This is a genomic window from Azonexus hydrophilus, assembly GCF_038368255.1.
GTDB classification, from domain to species: Bacteria; Pseudomonadota; Gammaproteobacteria; order Burkholderiales; family Rhodocyclaceae; genus Azonexus; species Azonexus hydrophilus.
Genome location: NZ_CP151406.1, coordinates 2,333,215 through 2,358,678 on the forward strand (window position 1 = coordinate 2,333,215; position 25,464 = coordinate 2,358,678).

The following is a 25,464-nucleotide window of genomic DNA, read 5'->3' on the forward strand; positions in this document are numbered from 1 at the left end:
TTCCCTTATCAGAAAAGCCCTATTGAACTGCCCGACGGCCGGACAAACCGGCCGATTCCTCACGCAACTGAGCGCGCTGGGCATCCGTCATGCCCAAACGCTCCATCATTTTTTCTGCCAGCCCGGCCTCCCCAAGCAACAGGTAAAGCATGGCCAGATTGGCGCCCGCCTGCGCATTGCCGGCGTCCAGTTCAAAGGCCTTGGCCAGATTCGTTCTCGCAGGACCATAGCGCCCGGCCTGCATCTGCACATAACCCAGATCGTTCAAAATCCGGGTATCGATCGGCGCCAGGCGGTTGGCCTGGATCAGCAGCCGTTCGCCGGCCTCATGCTGGCCCTTGCTGACGGCAATCAGGCCCAGGCCATGCAGTGCCCGGGGCATGGGATTTTTCCCGGTCAGCCGCTCGTAAATGACCGCCGCTTCATCGAGCGAACCGGTCTGGCGCAAGGCATCGGCCCGTAGCAGCTGGGCTTGCCGGTTATCGGGCCATTTCTGGTCGAAAGCATCCAGATGCGCCAGGGCCGCGTAATGCATCCGGCGTTGCTGCAAGCCCTCGATCAACTGCAGGTAGAGCGCCGGATCGTTCATATCCTGCCGCAAGACCTGGCCGTCCTCGGCCACGGCGGCTGGCGCACCGGCACCTTGAGCCGCTGCCGACAACGGCAGGCCAAGCATCAAGGCCAGCCCTGCCGACAAGAATCGTACACGCCATGCCACCATCACGACATTCCTCCAAGCGCCTTGAACACGGCCACGAATCCCGGCCCCGCCGTCACCAGCATGAGGGCCGGCAACAGGAAGACCACCATCACCACGACCATTCTCGTGGCGAGCTTGCCGACGTACTCCTGCGCTTCGAACCGCCTGCGCTCGGTCAGACGCTGGGAAAACTTCCGCAGGGGTTCCTGAACCGCCGCCCCGTAATAATCGGTGTGGGTAATCAGGGCGACCAGTTCGGTCAAATCCTCGACATCCATCTGCCGCGCCATGAGCTGCAGCGCTTCCGTTCGGCTGCGTCCGCTGCGGATCGCGCTGGCGACCACGGCAAGCTCGCTGGAAAGCACCGGCAACCCGAGTTTGGGATTTTCCGCAAACAGATTGATGGCCTGCTCGAAACTCACCCCGACGCTGTGCATCATGCGCAGGAAATCAATGAACACGGGCAATTCGGCTTCCAGCTGACGATGCCGGCGATGGGCAAGAAAGCGCAGGACAAAGCGCGGCAGCAGGTAGGCCACGATCCCCGCCGCAACCATGCGCAAGGCGCCGTTGCCACTGTCGGACAGACTCGTGTAAGTCGCAGCCACCACCAGCACGAGCACCAGAAATACCCAACGAGCCGTCTGGAAGGCCATCGCCGGCTTCGTGCCGCGAATCCCGATCTTGGTCAGCAAGCGGCGTTCTTCGCCTTCGTCGTCGCCGGCCGCTGCCACCGGCAGCCGCCCGGAAATCCGCAACATGAACCGTTCAAGTTCGTTGAAGCGTTCGGGCACACCGGCGTCGGCGACCGCCGCGCCCGGATCGAGCATCCGGTTGATCGCCTCAAAACGCCGCTTCTGCTCCAGCTTGCGCAAGGCGTTCTGCAGGCTGGCAAACAGCAGGCTGCCGGCGCCGATCACGCCCAAGGCAACGCTGGCGGCGACCAGCCAGGGAAGTTGATCGATCATGATCGCAACCTCGCCATCCGGAACAGGAGAAGCATCCCGATGATCTGCAGGGCAAACGCGACCAGAAGCAGCTTGCGCCCCGTCGGATCGGTCCACATGCCCAGCAGGTAGCCCGGATTGCTGATCATGGTCATCGCCGCCACCACCACCGGCAGGGCGCTGAGAATCCAGGCACTCGCCCGCGTCTCGGCGGTCATCGCCTTCAGTTCCTGTTGCGAACGCAGGCGCTCCCGCATCGTCGTGGACAGACGCTCAAGTACGGCGTGAGCGTTCCCGCCGTAACGCATGCCCAGATGGAACACCGAAGCGACGAAACCGAGTTCCTTGATGCCATAGATTTCGGCAATCTGGCTCAATGCATCCTCAATGGACTGCCCGGCCTGGGTACGCAACACCACTTGCCGGCAGATCGACTGCAGCGGATCCTCGCACTCCTCGGTGGCATTGCGAAATGCCAGTTCAAGACCGCAGCCCACGCTCAGGATGCGCGAAATGCTCTCGAGAAAACTGGGCAGCTGATCGACCAGTTGATCCCGGAAGCGCTCAGCCCGAAAACGCAGGAACAGCCAGACCAGCACCGGATAAACGACCAGCAGCACGGTCAGCGCATAGACAAAACCAAGAAACAGTTCGGCAAACAGCACCAGCGGCAACGCCGGCGCCGCCAGGGAAAAATACATCCTGCGTGTACTTTGCAGACCCGCGCGCTGCAGCAGGCGATCCAGGAAATCGGGCGTCCACACCGATGGCGCTTCCTGAGGCGGCGCGACCAGACGATCGCTCTGCCGGCTCAGCACCTCGTTCAGGCGCTGGATACCGGCAAGATTGCGCTTCCTGCGCCCAGCCTCGCGGATGAACAGCATGCCGGCAAGCAGCATCAAGGTGCTCGCCAGGAGGATCGCGAATAGCGCCTCAGTCACCGGCACTCCTTCCGATACCCTGTCCCAGCTTGGCGAGCTTGCGCGACTGCGGCTGGCAGGGTCGGGAAAACACGCCATCGCGGCCGTTCGGCCCCGGATCGAAGCGATAGAGTTCCTGCATCGCCACCACATCGTCCTGCATGCCGGTAATCTCGCTGATCGACATGACGCGCCGGGCGCCGCTGGGGAGTCTGGCCAACTGGACGATCAGATCCACGGCCCCGGCAATCTGCCGCCGGAGATTGAATTCGCTGCCCTGCCAACCGCCGAAATGCAGCAGCATTTCCAGGCGGTGCATGCACTCGCGCGGCGAGTTGGTGTGGATCGTGGACATCGAACCGTCGTGGCCGGTGTTCATCGCCTGCAACATGTCGACCGCCTCCCCGCCCCGGACTTCGCCGACGATGATGCGATCCGGGCGCATGCGCAGACTGTTGCGCAGGAGGTCGCGGGGCGTCACCTCGGCGACGTTCTCCAGACCGCCGGGACGCGACTCAAGACGGACCACATGCTCATGCAGCAACTGCAGCTCGGCGGCATCCTCGATGGTGATCACGCGCTCGCCGTCGGGAATGAACTGGGCCAGCATGTTCAGGAACGAGGTTTTGCCCGAACCGGTACCGCCGCTGATCAGGATGTTGCAACGCATGCGCGTAGCCTGCGCGAGAAAGTCGAGCATCTCCTGATTGAGCGTGCCGTAAGCGAGCATGTCCGAAGCCTGCAAGGGCTTGGCGCGGAACTTGCGGATCGACAGCACCGGGCCGTTGAGCGAAACCGGCGGAATGATCACGTTCAGGCGCCCGCCATTGGGCAGGCGGGCATCGACCATCGGACTGCCTTCGTCAACACGCCGTCCCAGCGGCGCGATCATCCGCTGGATGATGCGCATCAGGTGACGGTTGTCGATGAAACGCACCCGGCTGCGCTGGAGCAGCCCGTTTTTCTCGATGAAAACTTCCTTGTAGCCATTGACCAGGATATCGGCCACGGCATCGTCGTCCATGAGTTCCTGCAACGGCCCCAGGCCGGTCAGTTCGTCGGTCAGTTCCTTGACGATGGCCTGGATGTCGCTCATGTTCAGCGGCGCCCGGTGATTGGCCACGAAATCTTCGACTTCCTGCTGGACAAAACGCTGCGTCACATGCGCCGGCCAACTGGCAAAGTCCACGCTCAGGTCTTCAATGCGCTCGACCAGGCGCTGGTGAATCACCCCCTTGATGTCCTGGAACTCGTCGGACTGGCGGAAATCCCCCTTGGGGTCGGAACCGAGCGTGAAATCGAAATCCATGATGGCTCCTAGTACCCCACCCACGACTGGAGCTTCTGCAGCCAGGCCGGACGATCACCCTCTCTGGCGATTGCACCGCCCTCGCCGCCTGCCTGCTGCCGCGCCAGCTTGCGCAGCACCTGCACATAAGGGTCGCCCGGCGCCAGATCGAGCAGCAAGCGCCCCTGATTGGCGCAGTCGATGAACTTGTCCGGCCGCGCCGGAAGCTCCAGCAAGAGACGCAGGCCCAGGTGTTGCGCCAACTGTTCGGGTTTGAGTTCGATCCGGCTGTCCACCTTGCCGGCGACCAGCCCGATGCGTTCCGTATTCACCCCGCGATCACGGAAATTGGACAGCATCAGCCGGGCCGAAAAAGTCGACGCCACGGTCTGTTCGCTGATCAGCAAGGTCTGGTCGCTGACCCCGAGCGCGTAGAGCAGCAGATCGGTACCGGCAAAGCCGCCCAGATCGACCACCACCACCTTGAAGTAGGACTTCAACAGGCTGAGCAGGGTCATCGCATCGGCCGGCGCGATGTCGCGCAGCTCGGCGAGGTTCTGGGGCAACGTCAGCAGCGCCAGGCCGCTCTTGTGATGGGCAAACGCCGTACTGAGCAAGGCCTGATCGAGACGGCGCAGACTGCGCACCGCATCGCAGAAGTTGAAATTGACCCGGGTATCGAGATAGAGGGCGGCATCCCCCGAGGGATAACCGAAATCGAGCAGCAACACCCGTTCGTCGGGCATGATTTCCTGCTTGAGCAACAGCGCGAGATGCGCTGCCGCCGTCGTGGTGCCGACACCGGGCCGCGCCCCCAGCAGGCTGATCATCTTGCCCGAGGATTGCGACGGCGAACCGGGCGTGCGCTCCATCACCAGTTTGAGCGAACGGATGATGTTTTCGGTCGGCGAAGCCAGTTCCACGAAGTCGCGCGCCCCCGAACGCATGGCTTCGACAATCAGTTCCGAATCCGAACGCGGCGCAAACCCGACGATCCACAGCCTGGGATAAACCGATAGCAGCTTGCCGGCCAGGGCCGAGGCATCCTGCAGACGTTCCCGGCTGTAATCGATGAAGACGACGCTGGCCCCCATGGAACCGACCAGCTGTATCAGGACATCGCTGTTCCAGTGCAACCACACCGATACGCCAACTCCCTTGACCGCCTCGCTCAGTTGATTGAAGCGGCCTTCGTCCTCAGTCACCACGATGAAACGCGTTTCCATGCTCCGACTCCGATTACTGGGACAAGCCGGTGATGCTGCGGTTGAAATCGTCATCCGACATCAACCAGCTTTCCATCAGACCGGTACCTTGTTTGGCAAAGGCGGCGCCAGGCAGCTCGCCGAGTTCGGTACCCGCCGCCAACGGGCGAACCAGGCGGGGCGTGACGATGAACACCAGCTCCTTGTCTTCCCGGGCAAGGCTCACGCTCTTGAAGAAGGCGCCAAGCAGGGGCACATCCCCCAGGCCGGGCACCTTGTTGATGTTGCGCATGAGATTCTGGCTGACCAGCCCGCCAATGACGAAGCTCTCGCCGTTGCCCAACTCGACGCTGGTGGAAGCCCGGCGCGTCGTCAGGCTGGGAACCGAAACTCCATTGATCGTGATCCCGTTCTCGAAATCGAGATCGCTGACTTCCGGCGTCACAGTCAGGGCAATGCGGTTACTGGCCAGTACGGTCGGCGAGACCTGCAGGCGAATGCCATAGGGTTTGTACTGGATCGTCGTCTGCCCCAGCGCCTGCGGAACCGGCACGGGGAACTCGCCGCCGGCCAGGAAATCGGCATCCCGCCCGCTTTGCGCGACCAGCGTCGGTTGCGCCAGGGTGCGGGCAAAACCGTTGCCTTCGAGCAGGCTCACCACCCCCAGGAGATTGTTCTTCGACGAGCCGATCAGCAGATTCAAGGCCTGGGAAACCGGCAGGCTGGCCTCGGCGGTAATCGCACCATTGCTCAATTGCGCCTTGCTCAGGCTACCCGGCGCATAGGCGCCAAAACTGAAGCCCGACTTGTTCGACAGGAAGCTCATGCCGGCCCGGTTCATGACCTTGCGGCTGAACTCCACCACCCGCACATCGATCTGCACTTCACCGCCCAGATCGACGGTACTGCGATCAAGCAGGGGCGCCGCATCCTTGCCGGCGCTCAGGTGACGTGCACCTTCACGGGCAGCGACAAGCGTGGCGACATCCGGAGCGCTGCCGCTCAGTATCCGCAGATCGCCGGCCGCCTTGAGCGCCAGACCACCTTCGCTCCCGTCGCCGACGGTCGGCACGCTGACCAGGATGCGCCGCTCTTCGGCCTTGGCCTGACCGCGCAACCAGATCAACAGGCTGGTGATGCCGGGCTCCTTGCCCTGAACGATGAACTGCCGGGGCGAAATCACCCGGATTGCCGCCACCGCTTCGTTACCGACCGCCACCCGGGCAATCGACTGGCGCATGTCGACGACTTCCTGCCCGCCCGCATCGACGCGCAGCAGATCGGCAGCCGACGTATCCGCCCAGACGGCGCCGCTGGCCGCAAGCAGGCTGGCCAGCATCACATTGCGCACCACCTGGCATCCCTTGATCCAGCGCCGCATCATTGCCTTGCTCCCTGAAAATGCACCGTGGTTTCGTTCAATCCATGCATGACCCGAACGGTCGAGCCGGCCGGCTTCGCACCTGGCGCCTGGCTGCCAGCCTGGGCACCGGGACGAGCGGCAGGGGTCGTCGTCCCCAGATCCTTGAGCCGGAAGGTCGTCATGACCGGCGCTTCGCCAGCCACCTGATCCGCAGGCGCACCGGGTTTCTGACGCGGATGCAGGGCCAGCAGCAGACGCCCGGCCTCGGCGGCCAGCGCCAGTTTTTCCACATCGCCTACCGGAATGGCGAGCACTGCCGTACGCGCCGTCTCGATCTTGCTTGCCCCCTTTTTGCCAGCCTCGGCGGCTTCCTGGCTGCCGAAGGCCACCACGCGCAGGCCGGGGAGCAACAGGCGGGCATGGGAATCGGCGATTTCCTCGTTGTTTCGCCGGAAGGTCGCGAACACATCGACACGATCCCCCGGGTGAATTCGATTGCCGACGGCAACCACCTCATCGACCTTGATCGCCACGGCACGTTCGCCGGGCTGCAGTTCATGGATCGCGGCCACCGGCGTCGGTGGCATGATGCGCTCGCTCAGCAGGGCTTCACCCGCTGCGATATCGACCGGCGTCACCGTGCCGACGAGGCGTGTCACATCGTCGAAGCTGCCGGCCGGTCGTTCCGGAAAATTCATCACGCGCAGATTTTCGGCAGTCAGGCGGGCACCCGCATCGATACGCGAGGCGGCAACCACCACCGCGTAGGTTTTGGCTGCCTCCGGCATCATTTGCTTGCTGATGGTCCAGGCATAGACTGCCAGACCGATGGCCGCCGCCACCAGCATGATCCCGACGAGTCGTTGTGTTTTCCCCACCGTCTTTCTCCCCTGCCGGCCCCTGGCCGGTCAATACACTGCATCCAGTTGAACCTTGGCCCGTCCTTCCAGGCGCTCGGGCAGCACGATCCCCATGGCCGGCAAACCCGGCACCAGCGGATTCGCGGTATAGTCGTAACTGATCAGGACATCGACGCACATGTAAGGCGTCCCGGTGCAAGCTGCAGCCGTCACTTGCGGCGCGGGCGCCCTGGCGCCCAGCCAGGCCAGACTTTCCGCCGCGACGGTTTCCGCCAGCGCCATGCGCTCGGGCAAGCCCCCCACATCCCGCACCGCCGCCCGCGCGCCCTCGTTGGCCGACTGAACCAGCGAGTGCTTGATGGCGAACACCAGGCCATAAGCCACCATGGCGTACATGAGCATGAAGAACAGGACGAAGACGAGCGCGAACTCGATCACCACCGCCCCGCCCTGACGACGCCCCGCCCCCGTCATGCAAATCTCCCCTTGATCGCCGGCAACCATTCCGGATGTCCCAGCCAGACGACAGCCACGAAGGCAAGCGCCAGGCAGGCACCGTAAGGAACACGCATCGCCAGCCGATCGCTGAGCCAGTCGCCGCCGGCCAGTCGCCGCCAGGCCCGGGGAAATCCGCGGATGGCGACAGCCGCGACACCGGCGATCAATGAGCCGATCACGAATACGCTGGCCAGAATTTCGAAGCCCCCCAGCCAACCGATCACCGCCAGAAACTTGACATCACCAGCCCCCATCCAGCCCGCAAGATAGAACGGGACAAAACAGGCCAGCGCCAAGGCCAGCGCCAGCACCCCTTCGAGCAGCGCATGCCCGAACGGCAGGACGCCACGCCCCACCAGGACCACCACCCCGAGCGCCAGACCGGCCAGCAACCAGACATTGGGCAGCTTGCGACGACGCACGTCGCTTGCCGCCAGGGTCGCTGCCCAGAAGGTCAACATCACCTGAACCACCATGCTTGATTCAGCCAGCCGCCGATCCGTCGCGATCAGCGAACCGGCAAGCGATCAGGGCAAGGCGTTCTTGATGGTCTCGAAAACATCCTTGAGCTTGTCGCCCAAGTCCGTGATCGAAAGAATGATCGCAACGGCGATCAGCGCGGCAATCAAGCCATACTCAACCGCCGTTGCCCCTTCTTCATCGCGCAAAAAGCGCAGGAAAGCCTGTTTCATTGCCGCCCTCTCTTTCAAAAATGCTAGATTAATTCGTTTTATTCATTATGCACCAGCACAGACGAAAGTCAATGCCGACAGCAATTCTGGACCGCCTCAAGAAGCGCCAGCGGACTGAATGGCTTGACGATGTACTGGTCCGCTCCGGCACGTTCTCCGGCCTCGATATCAGCCACCTGCCCCTTGGCGGTCAGCAGGAAAACCTTGGTGGCGGCGGTCAGTGGATCAAGCTTGATCGCCTGACAAAGTTGCAGGCCGTCGATACCGCCAGGCAGCATGATGTCGAGGATGACCAGATCAGGCTTGAAACTACGGATTTCGGTCAGCGCATCGAGCGCATGCTCCAATTCGCGGATTTCTGCACCCAAAGGATCGAGCGCAAGCCGGATCAGAAAGCGCAGATCGCTTTCGTCATCGACAATCAGGATGCGCGGCGTACTCGCTGACAAGCTCATTGCACTTCCCTGGCAACCGGAAGCCACAGAATCACGGTCGTACCCTCGCCCGGCTCGCTTTGCACCTCGACCTCACCGGCGAAGAACCGCATGTATTCCTTGACCAGCGCCATCCCCAGACCGGTTCCCTGAATGCCGGGATGACTGTTGGCACGGTAGAAGCGGTCGAAGATCCGGGCGGATTGTTCGGGCGTCATGCCTATCCCCTCATCGGTGACCGCGATCCCCACGAACGCCTGCTCATTGGCCGTCTTTTCCCGATACGAGACGATCACCTGGCCACCCGCCGGAGAGTATTTCACCGCATTGCTCAGGACGTTGATGATGCACTGCTGCAACTTGTCGCTATCGACACTGACCTTCTGCTGCAGCTTCGGCCAATCCATGACCAGACGATGCGTGGCCTCCGGAAAATGCTGGGAGGCAATGGCGTTGAGCAACACGGGAGTCACGTCCTGGACGCTCATCTTGAAGTTCTTGCCGCCCCGCGCCTCAATCCGCGACAGGTCGAGCAGTTCATTGACCAGATTGATGAGGTTCTTGGTCTGGCGGTGAATCCGCGTCAGCAGATCCTTTTGCATGGCCGGCTCGAACTCGCGCGACAAAAGCATTTCCGAGAAACCGAAAATGCTCGACATCGGGGTGCGCAGCTCATGCGCAGCCGTGGACAGGAAATCGCTCTTCATCTGATCGACCTCGCTCTCGCTAGTCACGTCGCGCAAATAGATGACATGGCCCCGCGCCCCCTCGCCGGGCAGGGCGCGGCTCTGCCAGCGGATGACAACCTTGCGCGGCAGCTTCAGTTCGAACATCCCGTCCGACTGCATCCCTTCATCGACAAACACCGGCCGGCGATCCCCGCGCTCTTCCAGTTGCCGTTCGAGCAGGTAAAGCTCGTGCCCGACGCAGGCAGACTCCGGCAAACCGGTCATGGTGACAAAGGCCGGATTGACGAAACTCACGGCCCCCTTGGGATCGACAAAGACAAAACCATCCGGCCCGAGATCGAGAATCGCATCGCGGATGCCGTTGCTGCGGGCCAGTTCGGCTTCGGCCGCCTTCCGGGCTTCGATGTCGGCCAGTACGCCCGCCAGAACCGTCTTGCCTTCAACGCGGGTGGTACGCACGCCAGCGGAAAACCAGCGGAACCAGCCGTCAGCGCCGCGAATGCGTAGCTCGCAGTTCAGACTTGCCTCGGGATTGCTCTTGATCTCCTGGAGGTAGCGGAAGAAGGTCAAGCGGTCCTCTTCCTCAAGGTAATCCTGCAGTCGTTCACCTAGCGACTGGGCCACCGGATGCCCGGTCAATTCCTCCCAGGCCGCATTGATCATGACGAGGCGCCCGTCCGGGTCCGCCCGGAATATCACTTGCGTCACGCCTTCAAGGACGGCGCGGTAAGCCTCCTTGCTGCTCACCAGCGCCTGTTCGGCCTCACGACGGGCAGTGATATCGGTCAGCGCGCCGATCATGCGCACCACCTCACCGCCCGGGTCGCGAATCGCCACCCCGCTCTGCTGCACCCAGCGGTAATTGCCGTCGGCGTGCCGCAGCCGATGCTCGGCGGCAAACAGGTTCGACTGACCGCCCATATGCGCCTCCAGCATCCGCGTGACCATGCCCAGATCATCCGGATGCACGCGCTGCAGCCAGGGCAAGCCATGAATGGCGGTATCGTCCTCGGCAAAACCCAGCAGGCTCTTCCAGCGCGGCGAGTAATAGGTGATGCCGGCGCTCACGCGCCAATCCCAGACGCCGATATCGCAACCCTGCAGCGCCACCTTCAGCCGTTCTTCGCTTTCGGACAACTGGCGCCGGTCTTCGCGCCAGACACTCAACACCCGGTCCAGCGTCATACCCAGGGCGCCAACCGCATCCGGCCCGCGCACCCCGCAACGAGCGCCACCATCGCCCTCCGCGAACCGCTCCAGGGCACGCGCCACGCGGCGTAGCCGAAAACGCGTGAAGGCAAACTGGAAGACCAGCAGGAAGAACAGGATTCCGATCAGGAACACCGACAGCGACCCCCCCCAGAAACTCACCGGCACGGCGTTAGCGGGTGACTCAGCAAATACACCGGTGCTTATCACCGCGCCTAGTACAGCCAACACCCCCTGTTTTGCATTTTTGTGGCTCATTATCATTTCCGTGCATTTATGCTTCGCTAATTTTGCACCCAACGATGTAAATCTGCCAATACTGCACTGCCTGCTTGAGGACTTTTCGCGAAAATTATTCCAGATACGCCACAGTCATACCCGCCCAGGCCGCTAATCCTCAGCCACGCTCAACTGATTGCGCCCCGCTCGCTTGGCGGAATACATGGCGTTATCCGCCCGCCGCAGGATCGCCTCGACATCCTCGCCATCTGCTGAACCGAACAGGCACAGCCCGATACTGGGCGTGCTTTCGTAGCGATGCTCCTTGAGTGCGTAGGGTTCGCCCAAGGCACCGAGTATCTTCTCGCCGACCCGCCGCGCATCCATGCTCGCCGCCTCGCGATCCGACGGCAGATCGGCCAGGATGACGACAAACTCGTCGCCGCCCAGCCGCGCTACGGTATCCATGCCGCGCACCGTTGCCTGGAGCCTGCGCCCGACCTCGACCAGCAGCATGTCGCCGTAGTCATGGCCCAGCGTGTCGTTCAGCGCCTTGAAACGATCCATGTCGATGAACATCAACGCCCCCAGCGAGCCATGGCGCCGGTTGCCCGAAATCGCCTGGTGCATGCGGTCGATCAGCAGCCGTCGGTTTGGCAGTCCGGTCAAGGCATCGAAAAGCGCCAAGCGCCGGAACTCCTCCTCGATCATTTTCTTCTGCGAAATGTCCTGCAAGGCGCCCACCATCCGGCTCGCCCGACCGTCCGCCATGCGCTCGACCACCTGACCATGCAAGGCCACCCACAGCGCATGCCCATCCTGATGCCGGATGCGGAATTCGAGCGCCCAGGGATCATCGCCGGCCATCAGCGCTGCGCGCTTCCCCTCAAGCTCGGCAACATCTTCGGCGAGCACCAGGCCGGCAAGCTGCGCCAGCCCAACCGTGTCCGTCAGCGGCAAACCCAGCATGCGCAAAAAAGAGGAATTGGTGTGCAACACCGGCACACCGGCCGACCACTCCCAGATGCCCTCGCCCGTTGCATTCATCACGTTGCAATAGCGCGTCTCGCTCTGACGCAACTGAAGTTCCGCCAGTTTTCGGTCGTCGATGTTGCGGTAAGCCCCCATCAGCACCCCGTCCCCGGTGCGCTTTCCGCGCACGCTGAACCAGTGCCATTGGCCGTCCACGCAACGCAACCTGACATCGGCATCGAAGGCCGGACTGGTGCCGGCGAGGTAGTCTTCCAGCACCGTGTTCATCAACGGCGCGTCGTCGGGATGAGTAACCGGCGCCCAACCCGCGAATGCATTTCCCTTGGTCTGCCCGTCCTCGCTCAGCGCCAGCGACCAGTTCGACGCGACCCGAAGCTCGCCCTGCTCGTACAACCAGGCCCACAATCCTTGCTCAGCGCCGGAGAGCGCCAGCGTCAACATTCGCTGCAAGCGAACACGGTGCAGCAAGTTGCCAATCCGGAGGCGGACAAGATTGGGCTTGAATGGTTTGGTGATGTAATCGTCGGCGCCCAGTTCCAGCGCGCTGCATTCGCTGGCCAGATCGTCCATGGCCGTGAGAAAGACCACCGGGGTTCCGGCAAAGCCGGGCAAAGCCTGAAGCTGGCGCAAGGTCTCGAAGCCGTCCATGTCCGGCATCATTAAATCCAGCAGAACCAGATCGAATCGACGTGCCGAAAAAGCCGAAATGGCCGCCTGCCCCGATTCGACCGTAACCACGTCGTAGTCGCCTCCGAGCGAGATGGTCAGCAGATCAAGAATCGCCGGCGTATCGTCAACCGCGAGCAAAGAGGCCCGCTGTCCTTCCAGCAACAATCCATCCAACGGCATGATGCATCACTCTTGGTTGATCACCTGCCTATGATAACGGAATCAGTGCCGCGCCAGCGCCATTGCCAAGGCATCGGACACCTGACCGAACAGCCCCGAGACCGCCTCGCCATACACCGCCGGGATGAATTCCATGGCCAGCACCAGGCCAGCGCCCTGCATCAGCAGCGCCGGCACGACGACACGGAGAAAACGACCGCTCGAAGCAGGACGACGCGGCAGCGTGCGACCGGGAACCACATACAAAGGCGCGGGAGAGAGGGTGTGCTTGTTCATGATCTTTCCTTGCAACTGTTGGAAAGACCATCCTTGGAGCGCTCCGCCTGACCTGGCGGATTGTCTCGGCAGATGGCCGAGATCTAGGGCAACCCCGCTATCTGAATGAATTCAGACCGGAGGCTTTGCGTCCCTGTGTCGCCACAGGTTTGCCGTTGATCACGAGCGCACTCTAGCTATCCCGAGTACAACCGTCAACTATTGCTCCAATAGTCAAATCAAATCGACCGAACCACCCGCACACCCGGCAGCTCCGCCTTGATCGCCGCTGCCAGCGCCGTTCTCGCCGGGGCGTCGCCGTGCACCAGGCGGACTTCGGCGGGATGGTGGCGCATGCGTTTGAGGAAGCGGACCAGGTCGCCCTGGTCGGCGTGCGCCGAATAACCGCCCAGCGTATGCACGGCGGCGCGGATGTCGTAGCGCTTGCCGTCGAGTTCCACATAACCGCCACGCGGGCCGTATTTCTGGATGGCGGCGCCCGGCGTGCCTGCCGCCTGGTAACCGACGAACACCACATCGTGGCGTGCGTCGCCGAGCATGGCCTTGAGGTAATTCACCACCCGGCCGCCGGTGCACATGCCGCCGGCGGCGATCACCAGCGCCGGCCGAGCCGTGCGCGTCAGGTAATCGACCGTGGCCAGATGCTCGGCATGCGTGTCGACCGTATACAACTGCTCGAACGCCAGCGGATGCCGGCCATGCGCCACGCGCCGGCGCGCCTCGGCGTCCCACAGGTGGCGCAGCTTGCGGTACGACTCGGTCAAACGCGCCGCCAGCGGCGAATCGACGATCACCTCCAGCGACGACCAGTCAAAGCCATCGGCACTATCGCGTGCGGCAATGATCGCCTCCAGGTCGTACAGCAGCTCCTGCGTCCGGCCGATGCTGAAGGCCGGCACCAGCACCGTGCCGCGATTGCGCAACGCCCGCTCGACCAGCAAACGCAACTGCCGGCGTCGATCCGAGCGCCCGGCATGCAGGCGGTCGCCGTAGGTACTCTCCAGCACCACCACATCGCCCCGCCACGGTGCCCGCGGCGCCGGCAGCAAGGCCGTGTAGGGCGCGCCCAGATCCCCGGAAAACACCACCCGCCACTCGCCATCCGGCGAAGACGGCGCCAGGCCGTCGTGCAACTGCACCTCGACATACGCCGAACCCAGGATATGCCCGGCCGGCTGCAGCTTCACCCGCCAACCCGGCGCCAGCGCATGCCAGGTCTTGTACGGCAAAACCACCATCTGCCGCTCGATCTGCCCCAGCACCCGGGCAATCAACTGGCGATCACTGGTCGCGCCAACGGCCAGCGCATCCTCCAGCATCAACGGCAACAGCATCGCCGACGCCTCGCTGCACAGGATGGGGCCACGAAACCCGGCCGCCAGCAAATAGGGAATGCGCCCCACATGATCGATATGCACATGGGTGACCACCAGCGCCATCACCCCGCCCACCGGAAAATCGATTTCCGGCGAACGCGCCGACGCCCCGTCGGCAGACAACTCCGCGCCCTGGAACAAACCGCAATCGACCAGCAAGGCACGCCCGTCCGCCAGCCGAAGCTCGTGGCAGGAACCGGTCACACCATCGGCGGCACCGTGATGAAGGATGGAAAAGTCGCGCACGCAGCAATGCTATACGCAATCAACATAATTGACAAACGCATGAATCAGGCGCTGAGCGGCGTGAAATAGGGGTCTGACCCCATTTTTCCCGTCTAATCGTGTTAGCGGAAAGCGACGGGGGGCTGTGCTAGACTTCTGTCAAGAAATTGCAGGAGGCAGTTGCCATGACGAAGCAAACCCAATCAATTCTGGACGAAGCGGTGAAGCTCCCTGCGGCGGAGAAACTGGTCTTGGTCGAAGGGATTCTGACTTCGCTTTCCACCCTTGACGAAGACTGGAACAAGGCATGGAGCCTGGAAGCCGCAGCTCGTATGGCTGAGTTCAATGCAGGCAAAGTTGAAGCTATCGATGCCGATGATGTTTTCGCGGAACTAGAAGCCAGCCTTCGGTGAAGTTACGCTTCCTCCCCTTGGATCGAGTCGAATTGCGGGCCGCAACCGCCTACTACAAGGCGATTAACCCTGAACTGGCAGTCACCTTCAAAAACGAAGCCTTGGATGTTCGCAAGCTGATTGAACAGCATCCGGAGGCTTGGCACCCCGTTGAGCTTCCGTATCGGCAGTGCCGCTTCCATCGATTCCCCTACGCCTTTATCTACGAGGTGCTGGAAACCGAAATCATTGTTGTGGCGGTGCCGCACTTGATGCAGAAGCCCGGCTACTGGCATGACCGTCTCGGTCTTTAACCGACACCCGGTATGACGCCCGCAGCGAAATCGAAATGCCAGAAAAATAGGCAAGAAATAGGGATCTGACCCCATTTACCCCGCACCTTGGACTTTAGCGCTTCGCCTCGAACTGCCAGGCATGCGCCACGATGGTTGCCAGGTCGGCGTACTGCGGCTGCCAGCCCAGTTTCTCCCTGGCTTGGCGCGAATCGGCCACCAGCCGGGCCGGGTCGCCCTCGCGGCGCGGCGCATCGACCACCTTGATCTCGCGCCCGGTCACCTGACGCGCCGTATCGATCACCTGCTGCACCGAAAAACCATTGCCGTTGCCCAGGTTGAACGACTGGCTCGCGCCGCCCTTCAGCAAGGACTGCACCGCCAGCCAGTGCGCCTCGCACAGGTCGGCGATATGGATGTAATCGCGGATGCATGTACCGTCCGGCGTGTCGTAATCGCGCCCGAACACCGAAATATGCGGCCGACGGCCTGAAGCCGCCTGCAACACCAGCGGAATCAGGTGCGTTTCCGGATCGTGCCGCTCCCCCAGCAGCCCCGAAGGGTCCGCCCCGGCAGCGTTGAAATAGCGCAGACAGACCGATTTCAAGCCATAGGCCATGTCGTAATCCGCCAGCGCCTGCTCGATCATCAGCTTGGTCCGGCCATAAGGATTGATCGGCTGTTGCGGATGCGCCTCGTCGATCGGCGAATACGCCGGCTCGCCAAAAGTCGCCGCCGTCGACGAAAAGATGAACTTATCCACCCCGAAGGTACGCATTGCATCCAGCAGGTTCAAGGTATTGACCACGTTGTTCTGGTAATACCGGGCCGGCTGCTGCATCGACTCGCCCACCTGGATGAAGGACGCAAAATGCATCACCGCATCGAAATGCCGGCGCCGGAACAAGGCATCGAGCAATTGCCGGTCGGCAATGTCACCATGCACGAACTCGCCGGCCAGCACCGCATCGCGATGACCGCTGGAAAGATTGTCCAGGGTCGTCACCCCGCAACCGAGCTCGCCCAGGCGCTTGACCATGTGCGAACCGATATAGCCCGCGCCACCAACAACCAGAATATTCGGCAATGCCATCAAATGCTCCGTCAAATGAGGTCTTGAAATAGAGGTCTGACCCCTTTTCTCTTCCAACCTCATCAATTTACCTCACCCCCGCGCATCACCCCAGCGGTACGGGCTGGCGTCTTCGCCCAGGTAGTGGGCGACGCCGTCGCGGCCGACGCAGTATTGGGGGGAGACGATCATTTCCTTCATCGTCTGGGCGTCGCCGATACGCGTGTATTCGAACACGATGCAGCGCTCGATGCGCGTGCCCGAGCGGATGTGGCTGCCGTGGCCGATCCAGGCCGGGCCGATGATCGACACTCCGGGATCGATGCGCACGTTGGAACCGATGTAGATCGGCCCGACCAGCTTCGAGCTCTCCCAGGCAATCGACGTATTCAGGCCGACCCAGACGCCCGGCTGTACTTCCTTGCCCGGCATCTCCATCTGCGCCACCTCGCCGCGCAACACGCGCTGCGAGACTTCCCAGTAATCGTTCAGGCGGCCGATGTCGATCCAGTTGAAGAAACGCTTCTGCGCATAGAACGGCAAGCCCTTCTCCACCAGCATCGGGAACAGCTCGCTGCCGATGTCGAACGGCACGCCCTGCGGAATCAGGTCCAGCACTTCCGGCTCGAAAATATAGATGCCGGTACTCGCCAGGCGCGATTTCGCCTCTTCCGGCTTCGGCTTTTCCTGGAAGGACAGCACCCTGCCCTCGTCATCCGTCACCACCACGCCGTAGTTCTGCACCTGATCGAGCGGCACCTCCAGCGTCACCACGCTGACCAGCGCCCCCTTGCTCTTGTGCTCGGCCAGCGCCGCGCCGAGATCGATATCGACAATCGCATCGCCGCAGACCACCACCGTCGTCTCGTCGAAGAAACCGCCGAAATCCTGGATCTTGCGCATGCCGCCCGCCGACCCCATGGCCTTGGGCACGATCTCGCCATGCTCACGCGCGCCCTCGAAGGAATAACCGAGATTCACATCCCAGCGCCGGCCGTCGCCGAAGTAGTTTTCGATCTTGTAATGGTTGAACGCCACATTGATCATGATGTCGCGCACCCCGTAGCGGGCCAGGTGCTCGATCAGGTACTCCAGTACCGGCTTGCCCAGGATGGGCACCATCGGCTTCGGCACGAACTTGGTCAGCGGACGCACGCGCGTGCCCTGGCCGGCGGCCAGAATCATTCCCTTTGCCATCGAATTTCCCCTTGGAGATAAGGATCGCCTGCCGGACGGCCCCGGCGGCAACCGTCAATATGCGTTCTTGTTGATGAAACCCTTGAAAACCGTCAGGAAGATGATCTTGATATCCAGCCACAAAGACCAGTTCTGCACGTAATCAAGATCATACTTCACGCGCATTTCCATCTTGTCCAGCGTCTCGGTCTCGCCGCGCCAGCCGCTGATCTGCGCCCAGCCCGTGATCCCCGGCTTGACCTTGTGGCGCAGCATGTAACCCCGGATCAGCCGGCGATACTGCTCGTTGTGCGCCACCGCATGCGGTCGCGGCCCGACCACCGACATCTGCCCCTGCAGCACGTTGAAGAACTGCGGTAACTCATCGAGGGAAGTCCGCCGCAGGAAAGCCCCGAACGGCGTGATCCGCATGTCGCCCTTCTGCGCCTGGATGACCTTGTCGCCATCCTCGCACACCGTCATGCTGCGGAACTTCCACACCTCGACCACAGCGCCGTTCAAACCGTAACGACGCTGCTTGAACAACACCGGCCCCGGCGAAGTCAGCTTCACGCCCGCCGCGATTACCGCCATCGGCAGCGCGATGATCAGCAGGATCAAGCTCGCCACCACGATATCCTCCAGCCGCTTCAACCAGCCATCCACCCCGTAGAACGGGCTTTCATGCAGGCTCAGCACCGGAATGCCGTCCAGGCTGCTCATCTTGCCGTGCAGCAGGTCGAAAACGAAGAAATTGGGCACCAGATACACCGACGCCGTCGTATCGCTCAGCGCATTCACCAACTCGACGATGCGGTTTTCCGCCTTCATCGGCAGGGTGATGTAGATGTAATCCACCTTGCCCTCGCGCGCCAGCGCCACCAGCTCCTCGAAACGGCCCACGCCTTCCGTATCCTCGGCGGCATGCTTGCAATCGCGCTTGGCCAGGCGGTCGTCGTAATAACCGATGAAGCGCATCCCCAGCCAGGGCGTCTGCTCGACCTTGTCGACCACCTGCTTGCCCAGCTTGGTCTTGCCGGCAATCGCCAGCGTCCGGGTATTGCGCCCGTTGGTGCGCAGGCCGTTCAAGACCATGCGCAGAATCACCCGAACCGCCGCCAGCAACAAGGGCGCCAGCGCGAACCAGGTCAGCACCGCCATCCGCGAATAATCCGCCGAAGTCTTGCCCAGGAAAGCGATGAACACCAATGCCACGGCGGTCCAGCACCAGGTCACCAGCGTTGCCGTCACGGCCTCATGAACCGGCACCAGGCGCCAGGAAGAATACAGATGCTTGGCCCCGCCAATCATCAGGAACAGCATCACGCCCCAGACACCGGCCTGCGCATACTTTGCCGAAAACTCCAGGCCACGCGTCAGCTCAAGCGCCAGCACCAGAGAGAACAGGATCACCGAAGCATCAAGCACCCGGTGGAAGAAACCGATTTTCGAACTATGGGGCCGAACCAACCCGCCAGACATCGCAGCCATGATAGAAACCAATCAACGCAACAGTGACAATGTGATCACATTACGATGATGCCATGATGACAAAAATAGTCATATATGACGTAGATCATAGCCAATCAAGCCATGCGCATAAGACCCAGGCGAGTCACCAACACCCCCAGCATCGCCCCGCCCGCATCCAGGCCGACATCGAGCCAGCCGCCCTCGCGGCCCGGCACCAGAAACTGCATCGCCTCGGTCGCCGCGCCAAGCAAAATCAGGCCACCGATCAGCCGCCACGCCGCCAGATCGCGCCGCGCCACCGCCAAGGCAGCGCCCAGCAAGGCAAACATCAGGAAATGCACGTAATCCGAAAGCCCGCGCCCCTCGGCCTCGGGAAGCACCCAGCCCAGCCAGTCCAGCCAGCCATGCACCCAGGCCGTTACCTGCAACTGCAGCACATTGCGCCACTCGCCCGGCATCGCCACCGCCGCCAGCACCAGAGCAAACGCCAGCACCAGCCCGGCCCGGTAACGCGCCGCGTGCAGCCAGTGCGCCAGCAAGGCGCCGAAGGCCACCAGCCACAGCACCCACAAGGCCAGCAAAGCCGGCGATACCCAGGCACGCTCCACCAGCCAGGACAGCCGTAACTCACTCACGGAAAACGTACCGGGCACCCGCAGCAAACGCGCCATCAACTGCAGCTCGCTGGTTTCCGGCACCAGCAGGATCACCGAATCCACCGCCCCGGCCTGCGTCCCGGCACCGATGAACGCCGCCCGCTCATGCCCCTTGCCCAGCGCATCGACCATACGCACCGACAACATCGCCCGATGCCAGGCTTTCTCGCCCTCACCCACAGCGTCCAGCGCCACCTCAGCCTGCACCCGCACCGCCAGCGCCCCATCCGCCATCGGCAAAGCCCAGGCCAGACCGCGCGTTTTATCGATATCCGCCGCAGAGAGGGCAAAGCCATCAGGCAAAGGCGTCAACACCGGCTCACCGAGCCGGCGCAAGCCCTCATCCGCCAGCGTCGGCATCACCGATGCCAGGGTGGAATAACGCACCTCGGGCAAATTCAGCAGCAAGGTCGCGGCCATTGCCGCCACCAGTAAAACCCAGGAAAAAAAGTCCCTCACCCAACCCCGCCCATCTTGTCCAACGCCACCACAAAAAAACCGCAGCATGCCCGACGACACGATGCGGTTATGTGAGGTTACAGATCCCCGGCCTCCTGGCCAGGCAAACTCAAGCCTTTATCAGCAAGTGCTCCAGATGGTGTTTCTTCAGACGTTCGTGTAATTCCTTTTGAACGTAGGCGGCAATCGATTTCTTGCTCTGCTGCAGCGAGTCGATTTCGGATTTGGTCAATTGATTGGAAGCCAACAAGGTACTGCGCTTCGTTGGCGGTGAGTGCTTCGGGCTCGATGCCGAATGTTGCTGTGAATTCTTCATCAAACCGCTCCTTGATCAACCTGACAAACTTCTTTTCTGGCACCAGCGCCGGGTTGCGCCCCGCGTTCACCAGAACCACCACATCCCTGACCACACCACCTTGGACCTGAATATAGTTCGATAATTCTGCCAGAGTTCCACCCAGATTGGTCACATCATCGACCAACACATATTCGGCGCCCGGCGTTACCTTGCCGAAGAACTGTGCTCTCGCTGCCATCCGCTCCATGGGATCAGCCCCCGTGTGATAGACACGATCGGATTGCACGATCCCTGTATCGACATCACCTTCCAGAAGCGTCGCACACACAGCCGCCAGCGTTTGCGGAATCGCGTTATCGCCAGTAGCTTCCTGCGCATGGGGAGAAACGTAAACCAACGCGGGCTTCAATCTCTCACGCAGCCCGCTGACCCAGGTAACCGCCAAATCCACCACCAGCTCCAGCGCGGCATCCTTGTCGCCGGCCTTGGCCTTTTGATACGCATAGTGAGACTTCAGCGGTGCATCATCCCGCCATAAATGCGCAGCGGACAGAGAAAGCGGAAAGCCCTTGGAACGGATCATCGATTTACCGCCCGTACCGATCCTCAAACCTTACGATGTCATCCTCGCCCAGGTAAGACCCGCTCTGCACCTCGATCATCTCCAGCGGCAGCTTGCCGGGGTTTTCCAGGCGGTGCGTGGTGCCCAGCGGGATGTAGGTCGATTCGTTCTCCGACACCAGGAAAGTCTCGTCGCCCTTGGTCACCCGCGCCGTGCCGGAAACCACGATCCAGTGCTCGGCGCGGTGGTGGTGCATCTGCAGCGACAGCACGCCACCCGGATTGACCACGATGCGCTTGACCTGGAAGCGCGAACCGAAATCGATGCTGTCGTACCAGCCCCAGGGCCGATGAACCTTGCGGTGGGCATTGGTTTCCGAACGCCCCGCCGCCTTCAACTGGCCGACCACATCCTTCACCTTCTGGATCTGATTGCGGTCCGCCACCAGGATGGCGTCGTCGGTTTCCACCACGACCACATCCTGCAGCCCCACCGTTGCCACCAGCCGGCTGCTCGACATCACCAGCGAATTCGCGGTATCGACCGCCAGCACATCGCCCTTGAAGACGTTGCCGGCTTCGTCCTTGTCACCGATCTCCCACAGCGCGCTCCAGGCGCCGACATCCGACCAGCGCGCAGCCAGCGGCACCACCGCCACCTCGCCGGTATTCTTGCCGGCGGCCGTCAGCGGCTCCATCACCGCATAGTCGATGGACTCCGACGGGCAAGCCGCAAACGCTGCCTTGTCCGGCCGCACAAAATCCATGTCCTGCTGCCGACCAGCAAACGCCGCTTCGCACGCCGCCAGAATGTCCGGCCGGCACTGCGCCATCTTGGCCAGCCACACCGACGCCTTGATCACGAAAATGCCGCCATTCCACAGATACTGGCCGCTATCCAGATAGCGCTGCGCCGTCGCCTGATCCGGCTTTTCGACAAACTGCTCGACCAGGCTCGCGCCCTCGCCCAGCGAATCGCCCACGCGGATATAGCCATAACCCGTTTCCGGCGCCGTCGGGCAAATGCCGAAAGTCACCAGCTTGCCCGCATCCGCCAGCGGCAAGGCCAGCGCCACCGCCGCCCGGAAAGCCGCTTCATCCTGGATCACGTGATCGGCCGGCATGATCACCAGCACCGGATCGTCACCGCCCGCCCGCGCCAGCAAAGCGCCCAGCGTCAAAGCCGGCGCTGTATTGCGCCCGCAGGGTTCCAGCAACATCCCGCCATGCCGCACGCCAATCTGGCGCAACTGCTCGGCCATCAGAAAACGGTATTCCTCGTTGCCGATCAAAATCGGCGCCGCCAACCCGGCCCCCGCCAGCGGCAAACCCTTCAGCCGCTGCACCGTGGCCTGCAGCATCGAACTCTCACCCGCCAGACTCAGCAACTGCTTGGGAAACTGCTCACGAGAAAGCGGCCACATCCGGGTACCCGAACCGCCGCACAGGATCAAAGGTTGAACGTTCATTTTTTTGTAACTCTCAATCAATAAAAACACTTGTGAAACGAGGGCTTGCGCAAGCTCAATACCAGGGGCGACACATTAGCTTTACGTCGCAACACCTGTTCATAGCTACCAATCCTTCCCCCCGTTTGCCGGTAGATCAGCAACGCTTGCTGGTCCAACAAAGACATGAAAGACCACCAATGGTCAGATCGCCTCATGTAGACGGGAATAGATGGATCGATCCAGCCAGCAAACCAAGCCAACCTCTCGGCAAACAACTTCAAACTGGTAACGGTATGCCTTGGCCGACGCGGAATGAAGCCCCGCTTACCAAACAAATCGAACTCAGGTACGGCCCATATCGAATCATGATGACCAATCCGGTTGCGCACATCACGCAGTTGCCCCATTAGTGCAACAGTTCGCTCACGAAAATCCTTGGTGCCGTAATCATCAGGGGCAACACAGGGTGCATTGGGAAAAACCGAAGACAGTACCGCACCTTGCAAATCTGCCGGATGCGACTTGTGCCCGAGACTGTTGATCAACTGCTCCCAAAACCCGAAAGGCAATGCCGCGACAACATCGTCAGGCAGCACATTGCCCTTGCGCCGTCTGATTTTATCTGCGGCGCGCTGCACATCCTGCTGCATGTAAGTCGGCATCTTGTGAGCAGCCGGAAGTGGTTTTGCAACCGGACTTCGATGCGCTGCCGGATTCGGCCGGGTCAACATCCATGTATCGCAGCCGAAATAGACTGAGAAGGCACGATGCAGTGCATTACGAAGCGCCACCTCGAAATCCCCGAGTATTGGCAACAACCCCGCAGAAACACACTGACACCATGCATAACAACCCAACAGCTCGCGATCAGACTCCGCCCTGAAAAAGCGCCTTACTGCATCAACACGAGGTTCCGCCAAGTGGTCAAGCATGATTCAGTCGCTTGTAATTCCGTCATTGATCATTACAATAGAGGGCCTTGAGACAAGGGTTTTCCAGGCAACTGGTCGTGCCCTCGTGATACGAGTCAAAGCCCCGCCCCGTGCGGGGCTTTGGCTTTCTGGAGGGCCCCGCCTCAACGTACGCTCCTCTGAATCAACTCCGCCACCCAGCGCAAATACGGCTGAACATACGCATGCGCAGGCTGCTCATGCGCCGCATCTTCAGCCGGGCTGAGCCAGCGCCAGGCGCCGTGCTGGGCCAGATAAGCCGCCTGCGGCCCATCCACCGCCTGCAGCTTGCCCGGCAAGGCCAGTTTCAAGACCACCGACTCGGCAGCATCCAGCACCAGACAATGCGGCAAATTCACGTAATGCGTCGGCGTGTTCGCGCAAAACGCGCTATCCGGGTAGAAATGGTCCCACACGCCCATCAACCGCGCCCGGCCCGCCCAGGCCTGCGCAGTAGCATCATCCACGCCCAGTTCAACCGCCGCCACCCGCGCCAGCGCAGCCTGCAAAGGCTCGCCCTTGCGAATCCGCCCGCCCGGCGTAAACCAGCAATGCCGCGCCGGCGCATTCTCGCGCCAGCCGGTCAACACCCGGCCATCGACATCCACCACCACCCAGTCCACCGACACCAGCGGCAGAGCCTGCATGGCGTTGTGGAATTCTGTTTGCGTCGGGACAATCATGCCGGCCTCACACTCACGAAGCAGCCTTGCCGGCCAGCTTCAACAGTTCCGCCTCGAACCGGCGCAACACTGCGTCCTTGTCCAGGTTTTCTTCTGCATAACGCCGCGCGGCAACACCAAAATTAGCACGCTGTTCGGCATCGTCCGCCAAGGCAGCAATCGCATTGGCGAACACCTCCGCCTGTTCCGGCGGCACAACCCGACCACAGCCTTCCACCACCCGCGCCACCTCGGTACCCGGATGCGCCGTAACCACCACCGGGCGGCCACTCGCCAGCATGCCGGTCAATTTGGACGGCATCACCAGATCAGCCGCATCCGCCCGCTGGGGAAGCAAATGAATGTCGGCACATGTGAGCAGATCACCCAGGCGCTCCAGCGGCTGCAAATCCAGGAAGGTCACATTCGGCAAACCCGCACAACGCGCCTCCAGATCAGCCCGCCCCGCACCATTGCCGCAAAAAACAAAGCGTAGCTTGGGGCTACTCACCAGCAAACGCGCCGCATCGGCCAAAATCTCCAGCCCCTGCTTGTTCCCCATATTGCCGGAATACAGCGCCACCACATCGTCGGCCGCAAAACCCAACTCAGCCCGGTAGCCACCACCCGCCAAGCGGGGATGAATGGAAGAAATATCCACCCAATTGGGAAACATCACCGCCCGATCCGCCCGAACCCCCTTGCTCAAGGCACGGTCCAGCATACGACCGGAGATGGTCGACACCACATCAAAACGCTTGAAGATGAAACGCTCAACGGCCAAGACAAAACGCTTGATCCGCTCCCCCTTGAGCAAGCCGAGATCAAAGGCCGCATCCACCTCGTAATCCTGCACATGCAACCAGACCGGCGCCCCGCTCAAACGAGCAGTCAACCACGCACCGGGCGCACAAAAGAAAGCCGGGGCCACCACCCACACCACATCCGGGCGCCAGAAGACCTGACGCAACATCACCGGCAATGAAGAAAGCGCAAAAGACCCCAGATGGATCAATCGCTTCAAGCCAGAAGGACGAACCGGCACCCAGAGCGGACAACGGCATACATCTACACCAGCAACCAACTCACGCCGAAATGCACTGGATGAGTAACTAGAAATTACTTTCCACTCTGGATAATAGGGCGGAGCTGTAACCACGCTAACCCTATGGCCGGCACGCGCAAGCCATATAGCCATTTCGCCACTGTATTTTCCGATCCCAGTAAGCTCTGGATAAAAATTAAGTGTATAAATTGTGATATTCAAGTCAGCCCTTC

General features: G+C 61.7%; 26 protein-coding genes and 1 riboswitch. Of the genes, 2 read left to right on the forward strand and 24 right to left on the reverse strand.

Annotated features, from left to right (window positions below):
• Positions 1–19: 19 nt before the first annotated feature.
• The 15 genes from AADV58_RS11215 to AADV58_RS11285 all read right to left on the reverse strand — a co-directional run bounded on the left by AADV58_RS11215 (position 20) and on the right by AADV58_RS11285 (position 14,764).
• Positions 20–721: a tetratricopeptide repeat protein gene (locus tag AADV58_RS11215; protein WP_051295400.1), complete on the reverse strand. Its 702-nt coding sequence runs from the start codon at positions 719–721 to the stop codon at positions 20–22.
• On the reverse strand, positions 721–1,668 hold the full coding sequence (locus tag AADV58_RS11220; protein ID WP_281985803.1) for a type II secretion system F family protein: 948 nt from the start codon (positions 1,666–1,668) through the stop codon (positions 721–723). The genes AADV58_RS11215 and AADV58_RS11220 overlap by 1 nt, the downstream gene beginning before the upstream one ends.
• Entirely contained in the window at positions 1,665–2,588 is a 924-nt protein-coding gene (locus AADV58_RS11225) for a type II secretion system F family protein (protein ID WP_341743204.1), read from the reverse strand. Before AADV58_RS11225 ends, AADV58_RS11220 begins: the two co-directional genes overlap by 4 nt.
• Entirely contained in the window at positions 2,581–3,876 is a 1,296-nt protein-coding gene (locus AADV58_RS11230) for a CpaF family protein (RefSeq protein ID WP_341743205.1), read from the reverse strand. The genes AADV58_RS11225 and AADV58_RS11230 overlap by 8 nt, the downstream gene beginning before the upstream one ends.
• A gap of 8 nt (positions 3,877–3,884) precedes the next feature.
• Entirely contained in the window at positions 3,885–5,081 is a 1,197-nt protein-coding gene (locus AADV58_RS11235; protein ID WP_341743206.1) for a hypothetical protein, read from the reverse strand.
• A gap of 13 nt (positions 5,082–5,094) precedes the next feature.
• Complete coding sequence (locus AADV58_RS11240; protein ID WP_341743207.1) at positions 5,095–6,444, reverse strand: type II and III secretion system protein family protein; 1,350 nt, start codon at positions 6,442–6,444, stop codon at positions 5,095–5,097.
• Positions 6,441–7,301: a Flp pilus assembly protein CpaB gene (gene cpaB / locus AADV58_RS11245; protein WP_157272485.1), complete on the reverse strand. Its 861-nt coding sequence runs from the start codon at positions 7,299–7,301 to the stop codon at positions 6,441–6,443. The genes AADV58_RS11240 and cpaB overlap by 4 nt, the downstream gene beginning before the upstream one ends.
• Positions 7,302–7,331: 30 nt before the next feature.
• The gene (locus tag AADV58_RS11250; RefSeq protein ID WP_341743208.1) at positions 7,332–7,757 is read right to left on the reverse strand and encodes a TadE/TadG family type IV pilus assembly protein; all 426 of its coding nucleotides are present in this window, start codon (positions 7,755–7,757) and stop codon (positions 7,332–7,334) included.
• Complete coding sequence (locus AADV58_RS11255) at positions 7,754–8,242, reverse strand: A24 family peptidase (RefSeq protein WP_341743209.1); 489 nt, start codon at positions 8,240–8,242, stop codon at positions 7,754–7,756. Before AADV58_RS11255 ends, AADV58_RS11250 begins: the two co-directional genes overlap by 4 nt.
• 66 nt (positions 8,243–8,308) lie before the next feature.
• Entirely contained in the window at positions 8,309–8,473 is a 165-nt protein-coding gene (locus AADV58_RS11260; RefSeq protein WP_081700187.1) for a Flp family type IVb pilin, read from the reverse strand.
• A gap of 68 nt (positions 8,474–8,541) precedes the next feature.
• Positions 8,542–8,928, reverse strand: a complete 387-nt coding sequence (locus AADV58_RS11265; RefSeq protein ID WP_341743210.1) for a response regulator — start codon at positions 8,926–8,928, stop codon at positions 8,542–8,544.
• Entirely contained in the window at positions 8,925–10,940 is a 2,016-nt protein-coding gene (locus tag AADV58_RS11270; protein ID WP_341743211.1) for a PAS domain-containing sensor histidine kinase, read from the reverse strand. The genes AADV58_RS11265 and AADV58_RS11270 overlap by 4 nt, the downstream gene beginning before the upstream one ends.
• A 255-nt stretch (positions 10,941–11,195) precedes the next feature.
• A complete protein-coding gene (locus AADV58_RS11275) occupies positions 11,196–12,866 on the reverse strand; it encodes a two-component system response regulator (RefSeq protein ID WP_341743212.1) in 1,671 nt (556 codons plus the stop codon).
• A gap of 42 nt (positions 12,867–12,908) precedes the next feature.
• The gene (locus AADV58_RS11280; RefSeq protein WP_157272483.1) at positions 12,909–13,142 is read right to left on the reverse strand and encodes a hypothetical protein; all 234 of its coding nucleotides are present in this window, start codon (positions 13,140–13,142) and stop codon (positions 12,909–12,911) included.
• An 84-nt stretch (positions 13,143–13,226) separates the two neighbouring features.
• Positions 13,227–13,306: riboswitch (cyclic di-GMP riboswitch) on the reverse strand.
• 54 nt (positions 13,307–13,360) lie between these two features.
• Positions 13,361–14,764, reverse strand: a complete 1,404-nt coding sequence (locus AADV58_RS11285; RefSeq protein WP_341743213.1) for an MBL fold metallo-hydrolase — start codon at positions 14,762–14,764, stop codon at positions 13,361–13,363.
• Between the two features lie 164 nt (positions 14,765–14,928).
• Here AADV58_RS11285 and AADV58_RS11290 point away from each other — a divergent pair, with 164 nt between their 5' ends.
• Both AADV58_RS11290 and AADV58_RS11295 read left to right on the forward strand, forming a co-directional pair.
• Entirely contained in the window at positions 14,929–15,156 is a 228-nt protein-coding gene (locus AADV58_RS11290) for an addiction module protein (RefSeq protein WP_341743214.1), read from the forward strand.
• Positions 15,153–15,449 (forward strand): type II toxin-antitoxin system RelE/ParE family toxin, encoded by a 297-nt coding sequence (locus AADV58_RS11295; protein ID WP_341743215.1) that lies wholly within the window; start codon positions 15,153–15,155, stop codon positions 15,447–15,449. Before AADV58_RS11290 ends, AADV58_RS11295 begins: the two co-directional genes overlap by 4 nt.
• Positions 15,450–15,543: 94 nt before the next feature.
• On the opposite strand, the gene galE is transcribed toward AADV58_RS11295, so the two are convergent.
• The 9 genes from galE to AADV58_RS11340 all read right to left on the reverse strand — a co-directional run bounded on the left by galE (position 15,544) and on the right by AADV58_RS11340 (position 25,453).
• A complete protein-coding gene (gene galE, locus AADV58_RS11300; protein ID WP_028995080.1) occupies positions 15,544–16,521 on the reverse strand; it encodes a UDP-glucose 4-epimerase GalE in 978 nt (325 codons plus the stop codon).
• 72 nt (positions 16,522–16,593) lie between these two features.
• Positions 16,594–17,697, reverse strand: a complete 1,104-nt coding sequence (locus AADV58_RS11305; RefSeq protein WP_341743216.1) for an NDP-sugar synthase — start codon at positions 17,695–17,697, stop codon at positions 16,594–16,596.
• 54 nt (positions 17,698–17,751) lie between these two features.
• Positions 17,752–19,167 carry an undecaprenyl-phosphate glucose phosphotransferase gene (locus AADV58_RS11310; protein ID WP_341743217.1) on the reverse strand — a complete coding sequence of 472 codons (1,416 nt, stop codon included), beginning with the start codon at positions 19,165–19,167 and terminating at the stop codon, positions 17,752–17,754.
• Between the two features lie 95 nt (positions 19,168–19,262).
• Positions 19,263–20,225 (reverse strand): VanZ family protein, encoded by a 963-nt coding sequence (locus AADV58_RS11315; RefSeq protein WP_341744548.1) that lies wholly within the window; start codon positions 20,223–20,225, stop codon positions 19,263–19,265.
• Positions 20,226–20,341: 116 nt separating this feature from the next.
• Positions 20,342–21,145: a hypothetical protein gene (locus AADV58_RS11320; protein ID WP_341743218.1), complete on the reverse strand. Its 804-nt coding sequence runs from the start codon at positions 21,143–21,145 to the stop codon at positions 20,342–20,344.
• Positions 21,146–21,149: 4 nt separating this feature from the next.
• On the reverse strand, positions 21,150–22,592 hold the full coding sequence (locus AADV58_RS11325) for a mannose-1-phosphate guanylyltransferase/mannose-6-phosphate isomerase (RefSeq protein ID WP_341743219.1): 1,443 nt from the start codon (positions 22,590–22,592) through the stop codon (positions 21,150–21,152).
• A gap of 17 nt (positions 22,593–22,609) precedes the next feature.
• Positions 22,610–23,506 carry a hypothetical protein gene (locus AADV58_RS11330; RefSeq protein ID WP_341743220.1) on the reverse strand — a complete coding sequence of 299 codons (897 nt, stop codon included), beginning with the start codon at positions 23,504–23,506 and terminating at the stop codon, positions 22,610–22,612.
• A 143-nt stretch (positions 23,507–23,649) separates the two neighbouring features.
• Entirely contained in the window at positions 23,650–24,207 is a 558-nt protein-coding gene (locus tag AADV58_RS11335) for an NUDIX domain-containing protein (protein ID WP_341743221.1), read from the reverse strand.
• 13 nt (positions 24,208–24,220) lie between these two features.
• The gene (locus AADV58_RS11340) at positions 24,221–25,453 is read right to left on the reverse strand and encodes a glycosyltransferase WbuB (RefSeq protein ID WP_341743222.1); all 1,233 of its coding nucleotides are present in this window, start codon (positions 25,451–25,453) and stop codon (positions 24,221–24,223) included.
• Between the last annotated feature and the right edge of the window lie 11 nt (positions 25,454–25,464).